This is a genomic window from candidate division WOR-3 bacterium (assembly GCA_011052815.1).
Taxonomy (GTDB): domain Bacteria; phylum Hydrothermota; class Tepidihabitantia; order SM23-42; family SM23-42; genus DRIG01.
The window spans coordinates 32,355-50,199 of sequence record DRIG01000085.1 but is presented as its reverse complement, the minus strand read 5'-3'; the positions used below and the strand labels follow the sequence as shown (position 1 = coordinate 50,199).

The 17,845-nt window shown below is 44.1% G+C and carries 13 protein-coding genes; 3 read left to right on the top strand and 10 right to left on the bottom strand.

Features of this window, described 5'->3' with window-relative positions; translation table 11 throughout:
- Positions 1–13: 13 nt before the first annotated feature.
- From ENI34_07910 to ENI34_07885, 6 genes are all read right to left on the bottom strand, one after another.
- Entirely contained in the window at positions 14–1,966 is a 1,953-nt protein-coding gene (locus tag ENI34_07910; GenBank protein ID HEC79047.1) for a tetratricopeptide repeat protein, read from the bottom strand.
- 30 nt (positions 1,967–1,996) lie between these two features.
- Positions 1,997–3,502, bottom strand: coding sequence for a glutamate formimidoyltransferase (ftcD, locus tag ENI34_07905; protein ID HEC79046.1), 1,506 nt, complete (start codon positions 3,500–3,502; stop codon positions 1,997–1,999).
- The gene (locus ENI34_07900; GenBank protein HEC79045.1) at positions 3,486–4,685 is read right to left on the bottom strand and encodes an imidazolonepropionase; all 1,200 of its coding nucleotides are present in this window, start codon (positions 4,683–4,685) and stop codon (positions 3,486–3,488) included. Before ENI34_07900 ends, ftcD begins: the two co-directional genes overlap by 17 nt.
- A gap of 113 nt (positions 4,686–4,798) precedes the next feature.
- Positions 4,799–5,710 carry a T9SS type A sorting domain-containing protein gene (locus ENI34_07895; GenBank protein ID HEC79044.1) on the bottom strand — a complete coding sequence of 304 codons (912 nt, stop codon included), beginning with the start codon at positions 5,708–5,710 and terminating at the stop codon, positions 4,799–4,801.
- A 27-nt stretch (positions 5,711–5,737) separates the two neighbouring features.
- Entirely contained in the window at positions 5,738–6,037 is a 300-nt protein-coding gene (locus tag ENI34_07890; protein ID HEC79043.1) for a hypothetical protein, read from the bottom strand.
- Between the two features lie 171 nt (positions 6,038–6,208).
- Positions 6,209–7,750: an ATP-binding protein gene (locus ENI34_07885; protein ID HEC79042.1), complete on the bottom strand. Its 1,542-nt coding sequence runs from the start codon at positions 7,748–7,750 to the stop codon at positions 6,209–6,211.
- A gap of 369 nt (positions 7,751–8,119) precedes the next feature.
- Between ENI34_07885 and ENI34_07880 the strand changes: the two genes are divergently transcribed.
- From ENI34_07880 to ENI34_07870, 3 genes are all read left to right on the top strand, one after another.
- On the top strand, positions 8,120–10,396 hold the full coding sequence (locus tag ENI34_07880) for a T9SS type A sorting domain-containing protein (GenBank protein HEC79041.1): 2,277 nt from the start codon (positions 8,120–8,122) through the stop codon (positions 10,394–10,396).
- Positions 10,397–10,445: 49 nt separating this feature from the next.
- Positions 10,446–12,980 carry a T9SS type A sorting domain-containing protein gene (locus tag ENI34_07875; GenBank protein HEC79040.1) on the top strand — a complete coding sequence of 845 codons (2,535 nt, stop codon included), beginning with the start codon at positions 10,446–10,448 and terminating at the stop codon, positions 12,978–12,980.
- Between the two features lie 110 nt (positions 12,981–13,090).
- On the top strand, positions 13,091–13,501 hold the full coding sequence (locus ENI34_07870; protein HEC79039.1) for a hypothetical protein: 411 nt from the start codon (positions 13,091–13,093) through the stop codon (positions 13,499–13,501).
- A 25-nt stretch (positions 13,502–13,526) separates the two neighbouring features.
- Here the strand turns inward: ENI34_07870 and folE are convergent, their stop codons facing one another.
- From folE to tilS, 4 genes are read right to left on the bottom strand one after another with little or no spacing between them, the layout of a single operon-like run.
- Positions 13,527–14,084: a GTP cyclohydrolase I FolE gene (folE, locus tag ENI34_07865; GenBank protein HEC79038.1), complete on the bottom strand. Its 558-nt coding sequence runs from the start codon at positions 14,082–14,084 to the stop codon at positions 13,527–13,529.
- A 28-nt stretch (positions 14,085–14,112) separates the two neighbouring features.
- Positions 14,113–15,978 carry an ATP-dependent metallopeptidase FtsH/Yme1/Tma family protein gene (locus ENI34_07860; protein HEC79037.1) on the bottom strand — a complete coding sequence of 622 codons (1,866 nt, stop codon included), beginning with the start codon at positions 15,976–15,978 and terminating at the stop codon, positions 14,113–14,115.
- Positions 15,968–16,477 (bottom strand): hypoxanthine phosphoribosyltransferase, encoded by a 510-nt coding sequence (hpt, locus tag ENI34_07855; protein HEC79036.1) that lies wholly within the window; start codon positions 16,475–16,477, stop codon positions 15,968–15,970. Before hpt ends, ENI34_07860 begins: the two co-directional genes overlap by 11 nt.
- Positions 16,461–17,828 carry a tRNA lysidine(34) synthetase TilS gene (tilS, locus tag ENI34_07850; GenBank protein HEC79035.1) on the bottom strand — a complete coding sequence of 456 codons (1,368 nt, stop codon included), beginning with the start codon at positions 17,826–17,828 and terminating at the stop codon, positions 16,461–16,463. Before tilS ends, hpt begins: the two co-directional genes overlap by 17 nt.
- Between the last annotated feature and the right edge of the window lie 17 nt (positions 17,829–17,845).

Genomic DNA, 17,845 nt, shown 5'->3' with positions numbered 1-17,845 from the left:
TTATCCTCCTATTTTAGAGAAATGCAATATTCTCACCCTTTGGTTCTTCAATATCAGGTATCTCCTCTTTTAATTTCCTCTGAGGTTTTTCCGAGAGAGGCGGTTGAGTGATCGGTTCTTGATATTGAGGAATTTCTTCAATGATCGTCGGATAGTTCTCTTCGGGAGGCGCCGGTTCGGTAATTCGGGGTGCCGTCGGCTCGGTCGGTGGTGTCTGTGGTTCCGGTGCAGGTTGCGGAATCTCTTCCCTGACCGCGGGTTCTTGCTCAACAACCTTTTCAACCGTTTTTTCAGGTACTTCGAATTCCTTTCCGCCCATAAGTGCATAGATTTCTTTTACGTCTTTGTAATTCGGATTAATACTCAATATCCGCTCAATCTCCCTCATTGCATTATCAAAATCACCCAATCCTTCATAGGCGGAAGCGAGCAGATAACGCAATTCCATCTTGTCCTCTTCGGAAATTTCATCGATGAGTAAAAATCCCGCCAGGCTCTTCTTGGCTTCATTATAGCGCCCCAGCTTTATCAGGCACCTGCCGGTTATTTCTAAAGAGAGAGGCCAGGTTTCTTTATTACTGTTAATATCCTGAATATACGCCAGTGCGGTTTCATACAGCTCATTATTGAACGCCGTCTCGGCAAGTTTCAGTTTCTTGTTCAAATCTTCATCCTGCCATACAATCCTGTTTCTGAAATCATCGAATTCCTTTGCAATCTCGAACTTCGGCTTGGCGATTGTCTCTGTCTCTTTGAGAAGAAATTCAATATCTGCAATCTGCCCCTCTAACTTCGAGATCTCATCATCCGGTTTCTCCTCTGTCTCTGTTTCCGGTGCCACTTCTTCTTTAACCGCGGTCTCTGAAGAGTCAGTAGCTGGAACAAAACCTTCGATATCCTGACCGAGGTCTTGAAACATTTCCATCGCTTCTCCGGTCGGTTCTTCTGCCTCTGCAGAAGGTTCTTCAGCCGCTTCTTCTGTTTTTTCTTCTGGAGGCGCTTCTGATTCACCCGCCTCAGGAGCCTGCTCTACCTCTGCCTCAGGAACAGACTCTTCGACCACCTCCTCGGGTGTTTCTGAAGGTGCCTCAGCGACAATCTCCTCTTCGGTCGCTGCTTCAGAGGTCTCTTCCTCTTCCTTTTGTTCAGGTTCCTCAACGACAGATTCGCCGGTCAACTCTTTTATTTTGTTAATCGCCTCTTTGTTATTGGGATCGATCTCCACGATTCGATTAAGGACATTAAGGGCGTCTTCAGTCTCACCGCTCTCCAGCAGATCACTCACCGCTTTGTTGAATTCAACGAGCGCCTCGTCCTTTGAACCGATTTCGTACAACAGATTGCCAAGTTCAATACGGCTCTTCGGATCAAGTTCTTCTCCTCCATCGGTCTGGGGAAGTAATTTAGCCACTTCTTCAACCAGTTCGCTCTTTCCGGCTTCTTCTGCAAGAGATTTTATCTTCTTCAACTCATCCTCTGCTTCCTGTGTCCGTTCAATGGAAAGTAAAATCTTCGCAAAAGAGAACCTCAGCTCAAGATTTTTAGGTTGGAGTTCAACTATCTTGCGCAGAGCAGAAACGAAAACAGCATCCTTCTTTTCTTCAATCGCCCAGCCACACAAATCAAGGATCGTGGTAACCGCTTTGTTCGGTAAACCGTAGAATCTATAGAGATCGGCGAGACGGGAAAAGACCTCTTCGTTTGTTTTGTCGAGCATCTTAATCTTTTCCAGACAGATTATCGCTTCGGCATACCGATTGTCATTGGTATATTTATTGCTGGCGTTGTCATAACGCTGAATCGCCTCATTGATTCTGCCCTGCTTGAGAGCGAGATCGCCCGATATTTCTAACGCCTTTGCTTCGTTGGGATTTTCACTGAGAATTCTGCGTAGAATAATTTGAGCCTTCTCCATCTGGCCTTCCCGTATATACTCCCTGCTTTTTTCTAAAAGTTCCATTTCCATTTTAACCTACCTCTGAAATTATAACCTTTTTCATAACTTTGTCAAGAAGATATTTTCAATTTCCCCGCAGGAATTTTCCTCCTGTTTTTTCAAAGAATCAAGTTCGGTCTTGATGCTCTCAGTGAATTCTTTATCAGTGATCGAATTGAGATTGATTAAAACATTGAGACGGGCGGAGAGGAAAGCACTGTGGAGTGAATAGAGCGCCACCCCTACATCTGAAATTGCATTCTTTAATCCTTTTTCAGCGAGAATCCTGGCATAGGGATGGATAAAGAGTATCTTTTTGCAGACTTCAAAAGGCACCTGAGCCGCGTGTTTATAGGCATCCTGAACCGCAACCTCTTTTTCCTGCTTCTCGGAATCAGTCGATTCCGGCAACCTGAATGCCTCAAGCACTTTATCAAAGGCTTCCTTGTCTCTGTCAATGAAGCGGTAAAACTCATAGACACTCAACTTCAAGAAACCGTGAAAATCCTTTAATTCATTGTCTTTGGTTTTGTTTACGGTAATGCCGGTAACCATGGACAGCAGTGCGGTCCCGAGCGCAGCCTGGAGCGCGGCGACGCTTCCACCGCCCGGTGTCGGTTTTGCAAGCGCAAGGACATGCAAAAAATCCATTATCGATTGCTTGGTTCCTTTACCGTGGAGCTTATATTCAAGGATCTGGTCTTCGCTGAAGCGATCAAGCTGCAGATAATATATCGCGGTATCGATCAAAGCCTTTTCAGGTACAAGTCCGACAATCTCTGACTCTTTGATTGAAGTGCCGTATCTCTCTGCTTCACGTTTGGCGGTCTCGAATACCCGATAGAGAGGGGTCTTCGTATAATTGGTCATATTACAGGAAATCTGGGCGCGATTCTCCTCTTTAAGCATAAAACCGAGTGACTTCACATATCTGTAACCACCGCTTCCGAATCTGATCGCCTTGGCGATCTTCTGGGCGATCGAAACGTCCGAGGTGTTCAAATTCATATTAAAGGCGATCAGAGGGAACCGTGCACCGATCACCGTAGCACCGGCGGTGGGATGTATCCTGGGTTCACCAAAGTCAGGGCGGCGATCCGGATTCGTCTCAATCTCTTCCCTTAAACCTTCGAATTCACCTTTGCGGATATTTGCAAGATTTTTACGGTCGGGCCGGGTGGCGGCGTCTTCATAAAGGTATACGGGGATCTTGAGCTCCTCGGCAACCCGCTTACCCAATCGTTTCGCCAGCTCTATGCACTCCCGGGTTGTAACGTTTTTAATCGGAACAAACGGTACCACATCAGTCGCACCCATACGCGGATGTTCACCTTTGTGTTTGTTCAAATCAATCAATTCCGAAGCCTTTTTAATACCTCTGAACGCTGCCTCGAGTGCCGCTTCAGGAGTGCCGACGAACGTTACAACCGCCCGATTATGGTCAGGGTCTTTTTCCTGATCGAGCAATTCCACACCGGCACTCTTTATCGCTTCTAAAATTTGATCGAGTTTTGATTGATCTCTTCCCTCACTGAAATTGGGAATGCATTCAACGATTTTTTCCATATATTATCCTTCCTTTTTTGATTGTATACTTAACAATATCTTCACCGAAATAATAAGGAATTTTTTTATAATTATCAACCGACAACACCACGAGATCCGCCTGCTTTCCTTCTTCAATACTACCAATTTTATCAAAAAGGTCAAGTGCCTTTGCACCATATTTCGTCGCTCCCAGCAGAGCGTCTTCTATCGGCATCTTAAAGATGAGGCATGCAAAGGAGATTATCTTCGGCATGGCATATATCATACAGGAACCGGGGTTGAAATCCGAAGCAAGTGCCGCATGGACTCCTGTCTGCTGATATGCCTTGATATTAGGTTTTTTCTTGAGCTGGAGGAAAAAAGAAACTCCCGGGAGCAATGTCGGAACAACCCCTGCCTTCTTCATCTTCTTGAGTTCACTCTTTGTGGTATAGTCTAAGTGATCCGCTGAAATACACTTGAGTTCCGCCGCCAGCTGGGCGCCGCCGCTGTTGGAGAATTGATCGGCGTGTATCTTTAATTTAAAGTTGAAGTCCCGGGCGCAACGTAAAATCTTCTCGCTCTCTTTTCTGCTGAATGCGAGTTTATCACAGAAGATGTCGCAAAAAACCGCCAATTTTTTACCTGCAATTTCGGGAATCATCTCCTCGATTACAAGGTCGACGTAATCCCTTTTCTTCATATCCTGAGGAATCGTGTGGACGAGAAACGTGGGGATGACATCAAGTTCAGAATTCCTTTGCAGCTTTTTTATGACCTTTAAAATCTTCGTCTCTTCAACAGTGGATAAACCGTATCCGCTCTTTATCTCCACGGTGGTGGTACCATGCCGGGCGAGGTTCTTCAATCTTGCCGTCGCCGACTTGTAAAGTTCTTCCGCACCCGCTTTGCGCGTCATCCTTACGGTGTTTGCAATGCCGCCCCCTGCCTTGGCGATCTTCTCATACTTCACTCCGGAAATACGCATGGCGAATTCATCTTCCCGTGAACCACCGAAGACAAGATGGGTATGGGAATCAACAAAACCGGGACAGACCACACATCCTTTTGCATTAATCACCTTAACCTTTCCCGGAATTTTCTTCAGATTACCGAGACTTTTAATCCTGCTGTCCGTAATGAGTAACGAGCTGTTCTTCAAAACTCCAAGCCCGTTTTTCATGGTAAGAATTTCTGAAGCATTTCGGATCAAAAGCGCCATAATCTAATATTCTACTCTGATTTTTATCTATGTCAACAGTGCGACGGGGTAAAAAAAGAACGGTGCTCTGTCTTTTTATAAAAAGACAGAGCACCGAGGAAACAAATCCTCTTCTATCTCAAGACAATCAATTTATTAACGTATACTCCATCCTCTGTCGAAAGTCGGTAAAGATAGACGCCGTTTCCCACCGGATTATTGGATTCATCCATCCCATTCCAGAAAACCTGATATACACCGGGTTCTCGATACCCGGCGGCTATCGTCTTTATCAACCTTCCTTCAATGTCATAGACGGAAAGATTCACCGCACCGCTGTTAACCGCCTGGTAATGAATCACCGTCCCGGTTGATGCTGGATTGGGAACCGCCCTGAACACGACATCTCTGATTGAACTCTTCTCCTCTTCCTTCACGCCTATCGGATAGGCGATATAAAGATGAACGCTATCTTTATAATTACCGACAATCAGATCCTTGGTTCCGTCTTCATTCCAATCATCTACCCACACCTTTAAATCAGTATAACCAGAGGGAAATGAAATGGGTGAACCATTGGCTTCGAGCATTACGGCTTCACTGAACTGTGGTGCTGCATTTGTTCCGACATTCTCCAGATAATATACATGGCCGTAATCTTCTCCGATCACAAGATCCTTTTTGCCGTCATTGTTTAAATCTGTAACATGAGGATTGCAGCGGCTGAATGAAATATAGGTTGCATTAGTGTACTGAAGCTCCGAGTAAGTCGTAAAAAGGTACTGCGAAGGTGTACCGCTGTTCAAATACAGTCTGATGCGCTCACCAGAAGTAGCATCATTACCAATGATGAGGTCGAGTAAGCCGTCTTCATTCCAATCGATGATCTGTGGTGCTGAATTCAAACCCACATTTATGGTTACGCCATTTGCAATAAGGTCCGGTTCTTCAGTGAGGGTTCCATTGGAAAGTCGTCTGAAATAGTTTACATAACCGTTGCGGTCACCGACGATAAGGTCCAGAAGTCCGTCATTATTAAAATCCACACCCTGCGGATTCGTCGCACCGGTACATCAGCCGTAAGGGAGTTGAATCACTGCTCCGTCTGCTTCAAGATATGAAAATGTCGTGAAGTAAGGTGCGTTGTTCGTTCCTGAATTGGGATAGAAACGAATTCTGCCGCCGGTGAATTCACCCAGTAAAAGATCTTTCAGTCCATCGCCGTCCCAATCAACGACGCAGGGATCTGCATGTCCGCCGCTCACAGTGATTGCACTGCCGTTCGCCTCAATATAGACAAAGTCATTATACATGGGTGGTGCAGCATAGCTGTAGAATAGAAGTACACATACCACGATTATAATCTTCTTCATAAATCCTCCTTCTTACACACCGTTTTTATCTGTATTTTATTAACCAACAATCTTCAATTAACTGATTATAAATATATTTTTAGTATTGTCAAGGATACCAGCTTGTGGTAGTGTCCAAACCTGACGAAAAACCCGTCTGCCTTACGTCGTTCTGATTCTACTCTGCTCTCTTTACAATCTGTGCCAGACGTTTTTATCGAGGGAACGATACTGAATCGCCTCGGCGACGTGCTGGACCTTTATATCTCCTTCTCCTTCCAGATCAGCGATGGTCCGCGCCACCTTCAAAACCTTATCGTACGCACGGGCAGAAAGCCCGAACTTCTGGATCGCGGTCTTAAGCAATGACTGTGATTCATCATCGATCGCACAGAATCTTCGGATCTCTCTTGAACCGAGATGGGCATTGCAATAAACCTTCTTCTTTCCATTGTAACGCGCAATCTGCACTTCCCGCGCCCGATTCACCCTGTTGCGGATTTTTTCGGATGATTCCGCCGATTGAGTCGATTTCAGTTCATCGTATTTGAGTGACGGTACTTCAATATGGATATCGATACGGTCAAGAAGAGGACCTGAGATCTTTGAATGGTAGCGCTGGATCTGCTGAGGAGTACAGCGACATTCGTGATAAGGATCAGTAAAATAACCGCAGGGACAGGGATTCATCGCCGCGGCGAGCATGAATCTCGCCGGATAAGTCAGGGTCACTTTTGCTCTGCCGATCGTCACTGAACCATCTTCCAGGGGTTGACGCAACACCTCAATCACATTTTTGTGAAACTCAGGCAATTCGTCCAGAAAGAGCACACCGTTGTGCGCCAGGGACACCTCACCCGGCTTGGGCACATGCCCACCCCCGATTATTCCGGCATCGGAAATCGTATGATGGGGTGCCCGATAAGGACGGGTGCCGACCAATGAATCGTTCATTGAAAGTACTCCGGCAACTGAATGAATTTTGGTCGTTTCCAGAGCCTCATCCAGCGTCATCTTCGGCAGAATTGTAACCAATCGGCGCGCGAGCATGGTCTTACCCGTACCCGGCGGACCGATCATCAGGATGTTATGACCCCCGGCTGCGGCGATCTCCAGAGCGCGCTTGGCATGGTGTTGACCTTTCACCTCGGCGAAATCCACCGGGTATCGGGAAACCGTTTCGAATATCTTCTCCCGATCCACGACAGTCGGTTGAAGATCCATTTCGCCGTTCAAAAAAGCAACGACTTCAACCAGATTGTCAAAGCCGTAAACATCGATGCCTTCGACGATCGCCGCCTCTTTAGCATTCGCCCGCGGTATAATCAAGCCGTCAAGTTTGTTCGCCTTCGCCGCCAGGGAAACAGAGATCGCTCCTTTTACAGGACGGAGTGTGCCGTCTAAGGATAATTCACCGAGCAGTGCATAACGTCTCAGATGGGCGCTGCGGATGGTCTGAGATGCGGACAATATTCCGATTGCAATAGGCAGGTCAAAACTTGAACCCTCTTTTTTTATATCCGCAGGTGCAAGGTTCACGGTAATCTTCCGGGAAGGAAATCTAAAACCGGCGTTCTTGATCGCTGCATACACCCTGTCTTTTGATTCCTTTACCGCGTTGTCCGGTAATCCCACTGTAGTAAAACCGGGTAAGCCTGTGGTTAAATCCACTTCAACATCTACAAGATACCCCTCGATACCGAATGTGGCACATGAAATAATTTTTGATAACATACCGACAGTATATTTAAAATGTAAAAAAAGTCAAGCTTACAATTAACTAACTCCTCTCTTTTTTCATTATCTCTTGACAACTTCTAAGTATTTTTATATAATATTATGTAAGGTAAGGTAATTCGCAGTAATTACGAGTTTACATGGTTGGTGTTTTGTGTAAATAAGCACAACATAATATAGAAAGGAAGATGAGATGATACGTATAATCAAAATTGCATTATTAATGTTTATCTCAGTTACACTACTGAGGGGGGGGGGTATACGCTTGATTATTCTCTTACAGAATTCTCTTTTTATAAAGAGAATGGTTTTGATCGGATAAGGGCAAAAGGGTTTACTTTTATTGGTAAACCAGGCACACCTGAGTTGCCGGCAGTATATCTAACCTACATTATTCCACCAAATGCTAAAGTGGAGTCGCTGATAATCAAACAGCATAATGCTCATGAAATTCCTGGACAATTTCTTGTTTATCCCATACAACCACCAGTTATCTCTGGTGAAACAGTGCCCTGGGTTCCCCCTGATACATTAATCTATAATTCGGATAACAAATATCCTGCTAACTTCCTTGAAGTTATCAATGAAGGCGTCATAGATGGTGCACGTATTGTGACGATTGCGGTTCATCCTCTTCAATATCGGCCAAAGTCAAAACAGTTACTCATTATATCTCATATCAACTTTGAAATAGCCTTTGGTACAAATACCTTACCTGAAGTCCGACCATCTATCAGAGGTAAATTCGAACAATTAATATACGATGCTATGTTCAGAAATGTTATTATGAATGACGATGAAATTCCGGCATATTATATAAAGCCAACAATAGTTGAAGAGAATCAAATAGGACAACTTGCACCATTCCCGGCGGCTCCTGCAATGATAATTACTGATTCAGTATTTTTTAATCTATTTCAACCTTATGTGGACTGGTTAACTGATCAGGGCATTCGTGCTAACATAATTTCGCCAACAACGATTTATAATCGGTTTTCAGGTAGAGACGACGCTGAACGAATTAGAAATTATATTAAATATTGTTATGCAAACGCCGGCGGAACCTATTTTATTCTGGGTGGTATGGACAGCAGATTCAATACACCAATACCTCATCAATTACCAGCAAGAAGGTGTTTTTGTGTTGACGTTCTTCCTCAAGAACCACCACATTATGATACTATCCCGAGCGATCATTATTTCTGTGCACTCGACGGTGATTGGAATGCTGATGGTGATGCGGTATGGGGTGAAATGAATGATGATGTTGACCAATTCCCTGAAGTCTATGTAGGGCGAATCCTATGCCGAGATACTCAAGAAGTCAGTAATTGGTGCTATAAAGCGTTGAATTATGAAAAGTCACCAGCAAATATCAATGCCCTTGATGATGTTAAATGGATAAATCAAAGTACGTGGCCAATGGGCAATGCTATTGATGAGTTTCCTGATCATTTTACACACTTTATATACACAGACCCAACCGCGTACGAGGCATTCAATGTAATTGATGGTGAACAAGGATTTACACATGCACAAACTCATGGTTCTATCCTTGGGTTCTTTACAAATACAGAAAATCCACCACACGAAATTTACTACTACACGACATCACCACCATCACCGGATTATTATAGAGCCGGATTAAACTGGTTAACCAACGGCAATAATTATTTTATACATTATTGTATAGGATGTCATACCGGATTTTTTGATGATCCATCTCTTCAATGTATAGCCGAGTCTTTTACTACACGCTATCGAGATTATGATACCGATCTACCAGTCGGTGCTTGTGCTTCTATAGAACATACAAGATACAGTTTGAGTAGCTACTCGCATAGTCTTCAAAGAGAATACTATGTGTTACTCTTCTCTCCCCATGTAGGACCGGCACCCCCCGAAGTAAGTAGTGAACGCATCGGTGTTGCTTTAGCTCAGGCAAAAAGTCACATGTGGTGGCCCGATGAGTACCATAGATGGGTTTGCTACGCCACAAATCTTTTCGGCTCACCAACGACGCCTGCCTGGACAAAAGTCCCAGGGAATTTCCTTGTCAGCCATCCAGGTACCATTTTTCAAGGAGTCCCGACAGACTTTACAGTAACAGTGAAAGACGCCGGTACATTCCCGCCTGCTCCGTTACAATATGCCAAGGTTTGTTTGAATAAACCGAATGATATTTATGAAGTTGGTGCTACAAATTCCAATGGTCAGATAACTTTTTACGTCATCCCCAAAACCACCGGCACCATTAAGATAACTGTTACAAGATACCATAATACACCTGATTATTCCCAATATCTTCCTTCTCAGACAATCTGTGAGATTGTTGCTGGAGGAGGTGGCGAGCAGTCTATAGGTTCAAAAAACATCACACCAGACCACCTCTGCATTACGCAGATGCCTACAATCTTCAGCAGCGATCCTGTCATAAGCTACGGAGTACCTCATAAAGGTAATGTAACAATCTCATTTTATAACGCGGCTGGTACAAGAGTACAACTAATAAAGCAAAAGAATCTATTCCCTGGCTATCATCAAAAGAAGATAGATACCAGAAATTTATCCAGCGGTGTTTATTTTATTATCCTCAGGGAGGGTAAAGAAAAGGTATCAAGAAAGTTCGTTATTATAAAATAGCAAATTATGCTGCGGATTGTTTTTTCTTGAAATTTAAGGAGTGAAAATTATGAAAGTTTTTAGCGTAATAATTATTATGAGTACGGCATGTGGATTTCTATTATTTACACAGGATAATGAATTTCTACTCGACACCACTCTTACTTATATTTCCGCCTTTTCTGGTCAAAGTTATCCGGCGGTTGCCTTTGATGGTACGAATTATTTTGTGGTCTGGTTTGACTGGCGTAATGGAATACCCTATCATTATGAAGACAGTGGTTATTTGAATGTTTATGGCTGTCGTGTAACTCCCGAAGGTGTTTTATTGGATTCTGCAGGTATATTTGTATCCTACTATGTCCTAATAGCTGGGTATCTTCCATGCACACCTGGCATTGCCTATGGAGATGGTGTATTCCTTATCACCTGGAGTGATTTTCGCCAGGGTCTCGGCGGCGATATTTATGGTGCGCGCACTGATACAAATGGAACTGTGTTAGATCCTGATGGGTTTGAGATTTCTGCGATACCAGCGACCCTGCAAGCTACACCTGCTGTTGCCTTTGATGGCACAAACTTCTTCGTAGTGTGGTATGATCAGCGAGTTCCAGCTGGTATTTATGGTTGCCGGGTGAGTCCTGATGGTACGATTTTGGACCCTGATGGCATTTTAATATCAGCCACAGGAGAATGCCTCTCTGTATCTGTTTCTTTTGACAACAACAATTACCTGGTTGTCTGGGGGACATGGGATGATATCTACGGTGCCCGTGTAGATACAGCAGGAGTCCTATTAGATACCAATGCTATTGCTATATGTACCGCACCGGGCGATCAATCCTATTGTTCAGTTACATTCGGTGATCCATACTATTTTGTCGTCTGGCAGGACGGCAGTGGTTCTGGTGCTCATATCTACGGTGCCCGTGTAGATACAGCAGGAGTCCTATTAGATACCAATAGCATTATGATATCATCTGATCGGGGTTATAATCCATCAACCACTTGTGACGGTACTAATTATCTTGTTGTCTGGTCAGATTATACTACAGTTTATTGTGCCCGTGTAGATACAGCAGGAGTAGTTTTAGACCCCTCGGGAATGGTTGTATCACCGGATACTGCTGGCAGCCCTGCTGCCGCCTTTGATGGTGAAAATTATTTTATCACCTGGCATACAGGTCAATTCAGTGATGATGAAATCTATGGTGCACGGGTTGATACCTCAGGAGTTGTTATCGACACTGTGTCGATTCTTTTATCCATGTCAGCATATCCGGGGCGCTTTTCTTCAGCATCATTTGACGGTACAAATTATTTCGCGGTCTGGGAGGATTATCGTGACAGTTCGTCTTCCTGTATATATGGAACTCGTATAGATACTCTCGGGACAGTTTTAGAACCATACGGGATTCCTCTTATTGAAGGAGCTAATCCAGTGATTGCTTTTGATGGAACTAATTACTTAGTAGTATGTAGCGGTGTCAAAGCAGTACGGGTTGATACCGCCGGGACCGTTATAGATACAATTGATGTCTTTACAAATGGTGGCGATAACCCATCAATAATATTTGACGGTACAAGATATTTTGTTGCATGGGAATACAACAATGATATTTGTGCAGTTAGAATAGATACAACAGGCTCAGTTTTAGATACAACTGTCATTTTAATTTCAAATGGTGTATATTATGATAGACATCCCTCAATTGCCTTTGACGGCACGAATTATTTTGTGGTCTGGCATTACGGGACCCATGAAAGTACTTTTAATATTTATGGGGTACGTATTGATACTACAGGAGTGCTTTTAGATACGATCTCAATACCAATTGCCACGGGTTCTTATAAACAATGGTATCCGTCAATTGCCTTTGATGGTGTAAATTATTTGGTTATTTGGGAAGATCAACGTAACGGCTATGCTTATGTTGATATCTACGGTGCCCGTGTAGATACAGCAGGAGTTGTATTGGATACCAATGCTATTGCTATATGTACCGCACCTTCTTGTCAATACGCTCCCCAGATTAAATTTGACGGTCAGAATTACTGTGTAATCTGGGAGGATTGGCGTAATGGTGATTATACAGATATTTACGGTTGTTATGTAAACCCTTCGGGTTTTGTAATAGATACATTTATCGTTTCAGATCAGGCTAATTTGCAGATTGAGCCGGCTTTAACAAAAGGCTTTAATAAGTTTCTGATCACCTATACAGGGTTTACTGACAGCCTGGGTGCACGGCCGGCAAATACAATGCGCATCTGGGGTATGTTCCAGGACTTTACAGGCATTGCGGAAAATGCTTCTCAAGTGAAGGGTTTGAATTGTGTTCTGTTTCAGAACTCCCCAAATCCCTTCACCTGGACCACGAAAATCAAATACCAGCTAACCGGTAACAGCAGGGTTAATCTGGAAATTTACGATGTTTGTGGGAGATTGGTGAGACGGTTTGACTATTCGTATATCAAACAATTCAATCAAGTTACCTGGGATGGTAAGGATAATGCTGGTAACAATGTCGGAGCCGGTGTCTATTTTTATCGCTTCAATACGGGAAATTTGAGTGAAATTAGAAAAATGGTGTTGCTGAAGTAGTAATTGGTTCTTTTGACAAAAAAAAATTACAAAAATTCTTGACTAATTTTATTTTACGGCTATAATAAATTTTTAGTAATGTTTAAGCAAGCAAAGAGGAGGAGTATAAAATGAGAAGAATCATATTTACGGTCTTATTTTTACTGTTTTTGTTCGGTTGTGTTGAAGATCCGATAATCGGCCAGTGGGAGAGATTCGGCGATGACGCTGAAGGAACCATTGTGCAGGTCGAGGTCGTCGGTAAGATGTATCACGGGAAATTGATAAAACCTGCGGGCATCCTCAATTATCTCGGTTTCGCCGAGAACGACATAAAATGGCGTGATATCGAGCCGGTGGGAACGAATAAATGGAAAGGAAAAGATTTAATTAAAAAAGTAGATATGGACGGAAACATTACTTCTATCGAGTATAAGGACGTCTACTTCACCCTGCAGAGTGACGGTATTCTGGTAATCCGTAAGTTTGCCAAGGAATCAAAACTTTTCGGTGAAGTGCAGAAATGGCGTCGAATCCAGTAGATTAATCAACAACCATTTTTTTCGTCTATTTTCCTTTTATCAGGGAAAACGCCTCGGCGCGGGTCGCCGGTCTTCTCATCGCCCCGCGGATCGCTGAAGTAACGGTAAGGGTCCCGGGTTTTTTTACACCGATCATGGAAAGACAGAGATGTTCGGCTTCAATCACCACAAGTACCCCCATCGGTTTAAGATGTTCCATGAAAAAATCGGCGATCTCGTGCGTCAAACGCTCCTGAACAATGGGACGTTTCGCCATGACGTCGATGACCCTCACCAGACTTGAAAAACCCGTGATTCTATTCCTTTTGGGGATATAAACCACGTGTGCCTTTCCGAAAAAAGGCAGCAGATGATGTTCACAAACCGAATAAAAAGGAATATCCTTGATGATTATCATCTCATCTTCATTCTTGGCGGTGTATGTCTTCAGCTCTTTCTTCGGGTCCTTTTTTAATCCGGAAAATATCTCTTCATACATCTGGGCGATGCGTCGCGGTGTATCTCTAAGGCCGTCTCGATCAAGATCCTCACCAATCGCTTTGAGGATAATCTTCACCGCCTTCTCAATCTCTTTTTTGTCCATCCTACTCCCCTTTCTTTTATCGCGGGATTTAACTACGGGATTTCTTTTTTGCTCTTTTTTCGGCACGTTTGACTCCTAATATTTTATCAATCTCTTCACTGGTCAGGATCTCTTTTTCAAGCAGGGTGCCGGCTAATTTCTTGAGTTTTTTCAAATTTTTCTTTATTATCTGCTCAGCCCGATGTTCGGCTTCTTCTATGATCTTCTTGATTTCCTCGTCTATTTCACGGGCAGTATCTTCAGAATAATCCCGATGCATACCGATTTCCCGACCCAGGAATATCTCTTCCTGTTTCTCACCGTAGGTAAGGGGACCCAAACGATCGCTCATCCCCCATTCACAGACCATTTTGCGGGCGAGTTTTGTCGCCTTTTCAATATCATTACCCGCTCCGGTCGAAAGGTCGCCGAGCACGATCTTCTCAGCCGCCCTGCCGCCGAGCATAAATGCAAGCTGGTTTTTACAATAGGACTTTGAATAGGTACGGCGTTCATCGATCGGCAGCGCCTGGGTCACTCCCAGTGACATACCTCTGGGGATTATCGTCACCTTATGAATCGGGTCCATTCCCGGCAGTGACTTCGCAACAAGCACATGACCGCATTCATGGTATGCAGTTAATTTCTTCTCATCGTCGGAAATCAAAAGGCTCTTCCGTTCAACCCCCATCAGGATCTTATCCTTCGCATCTTCAAACTCAGCCATCGTGATATTTTCTTTATTCCTGCGTGCGGCGAGAAGCGCCGCCTCATTCACCATATTGGCGAGGTCGGCTCCGGAAAAACCAGGGGTACCGCGTGCCAGGACATCAAGGTCCACATCTTCAGCAAGCGGTTTTTTACGGGTATGCACCTTGAGTATTCCCATCCTTCCACGCACATCTGGTCGATCAAGTACCACGACCCGATCAAAACGTCCCGGCCTTAAAAGTGCGGGATCAAGAATATCAGGTCTGTTCGTCGCCGCCATAAGAATAATTCCTTCATTCACCTCAAAACCATCCATTTCCACCAGCAATTGGTTCAGGGTCTGTTCCCGTTCGTCATGACCACCGCCGAGTCCTGCTCCCCTCAATCTTCCGACTGCATCGATTTCATCGATAAAGATGATGCACGGTGAATTCCGTTTCGCCTGGTCAAAGAGGTCGCGTACACGCGAAGCACCGACTCCGACAAACATCTCGACAAAGTTTGAACCACTGATTGACATAAAAGGAACCCTTGCTTCACCGGCGACGGCACGTGCCATCAGGGTCTTGCCCGTACCAGGGGGTCCCAGAAGCAAAACTCCTTTCGGAATTCTGCCGCCGAGCCTTGTAAATTTCCTCGGTTCTTTGAGAAACTCGATAACCTCCTGCAGTTCCTGTTTCGCCTCTTCAACACCGGCTACGTCCTTGAACGTCACAGACGGTTTATTTTCAAGGATAACCTTTGCCCGACTGCGTCCGAACCCGAGTGCTTTATTCTGACCCGACTGCATCTGTCTGATGAAGAAAATCCATACGCCGATCAACAGAAGCCAGGGTACAATATTTATCACAATGTTGCCCCAGCCTGATTTCTGTTTTGCGACGACCTCTACATTGTGCTTGACCAACTCATCCGCAAGCCGCGGATCCTCAAAAGGTATGAGGGTCGTGAACTCGGAAAAATTCCCTCTGTCCTGATATGAAATCGACGTATTGAATTTACCCCTGATGGATTTCTCCGTAATGGTAACCTCGGATACGTTGTCCTGCCGCAGTTCACGTAAAAAAATCGAATAAGGAATATCCACCGCCTTGCCCCCTCGATTGAGCAACTGCAAGACGATTACGTATACGGCGATAATAAGTATCGACCAGATTATCACGGTCTGCCACGCTCGTTTCTTAACTGGCTGTTTACCTGTCATTCAGTACTCCAATGTCTCTTAAATTACGATATCTGTTTAAATAGTCGAGGCCGTAACCCACCACAAAGACACCCGGAATATCAAAACCGACATAGGTTAAAGGTACATCGACGATACGTTCTTCTTTCTTATTAAGTAAAGTGCAGACAGCTAAACTCCGCGGTTTACGTGTCTTCAGATTTTTAATGATATAATTGATCGTCCTGCCGCTGTCCACGATATCCTCGATTAGAATCACATCACGGTCTTCGATGTTCAAAGAGAGATCACTGTTCAAGCGTACGACGCCGCTTGATTCCCTGCCGTCATAACTGGCGATCGAAAGAAAATCGACCTCAACCGGGATATCTATCTCCCTTAACAGATCAGCCATAAAAACAAACGCACCTTTCAGAACCCCGACAAGTATCGGTGTCTTGTTCCGATAGTCATTATTGATCTGTCTGCCGAGTTCTTTCACCCGCTGCTGGATTGTCTTTTCTTTAACCAGTATATTCAACTTCCACCACCAGAAATCTCTTTGTCTTTTTGTCGATAAACGCCCGATAGGCACGCACAAATCCGGGAATCATCAAAACCCCTTTTTGATCACAGAGTAAAAGCATTCTGTCCCGCTTATGCCGGGGAATTTTGAATTCATTATATATCTTCTTGAATTTTTTCTTTCCGACCTTTGTTTCAATATAATCTCCTCTTTTTCTGTTCCGTAAAAAAAGCGGTAGTTCAAGTTTATCAAGATCAAAAACTTCCACATTGGATTTACGCCGCTTCAACAAAAATTCCGCAACCACCCGGAACTTGAGCAGATAATCACCGGCTGCTATACTCCCCTGTTTATCAACGTCGAGCGGAATGAACGTAAAGTCAGCCGGTCGCGCAATCCCGATCGTAATCCTGTCGTATTCCCGTCGGGCGTACAGTCTCTTGGGCAGATCTATTTTTTTACCGCTTTCCCTGATCTTTAGACCCAGAATCTCTTCGAAATGTTTACTTTCAAAACCATTCAGGTCTCCGTGTAATCTTTTTATCACTCTCATCACTACACGTTTGGTAACCGCTGAATTATACCGAAGAATTTTCTTGATGTCAAGGGAAATATGGTCTGTTTCTTCCACAACCGCGGAACGATAAACCCTTTCCGCTTCCCTCTCAAGATAATCATCATCCTCTTTCAGTATTTCAATCTCTTTTTTTATGGTTTTATGAAACTCCGGATTTATCTTCAAAATTTCCGGAATTATTCTGCGCCGGACAAAATTTCTTCGATAAATTATACTTCGGTTTGTCCTGTCGCGTGTAAAGGACAACCTCTTTTTTCTTAAATATTCAAGAATCTCTTCTTTCTTGAGATCGATTAATGGTCTTACAAAAGGAAGGCGCACCGCCGGGATTGAACGCAGACCCCGTGCCCCGCTTCCTCTGATCATATTCATCAAAAAGGTCTCGACCAGATCATCACAATTATGTCCCAGCACGATCCGCCGGCAATCGGTTGCCTCCATATAATCGAGCAGGACGTCGTATCGCTTGCGGCGTGCCGCATCCTCGATACCGGTTCCGGTCTTCTTCACCTTAATTTTGATTATTTTATAATCCAGATTATATTTTTCCGCATATCTTTTTGTCAACCTCTCCTCTTTATTTAAAGATTCGGACGCCCGCAAACCGTGATTTATATAAACAAGGTGGAAGTTTATCTTTCCGCCGTAAATTCTGTGTAAAACATCAAGCAGACAGACTGAATCAGGTCCTGAGGAGAATGCAATCACGGCGCAATCCACACCGTCGAACATCTTATATTTCTTGATGGTATTCTCAACCGTCGTCAACACCTGCTTTACAATATTCACTCTTAATTATACACAAA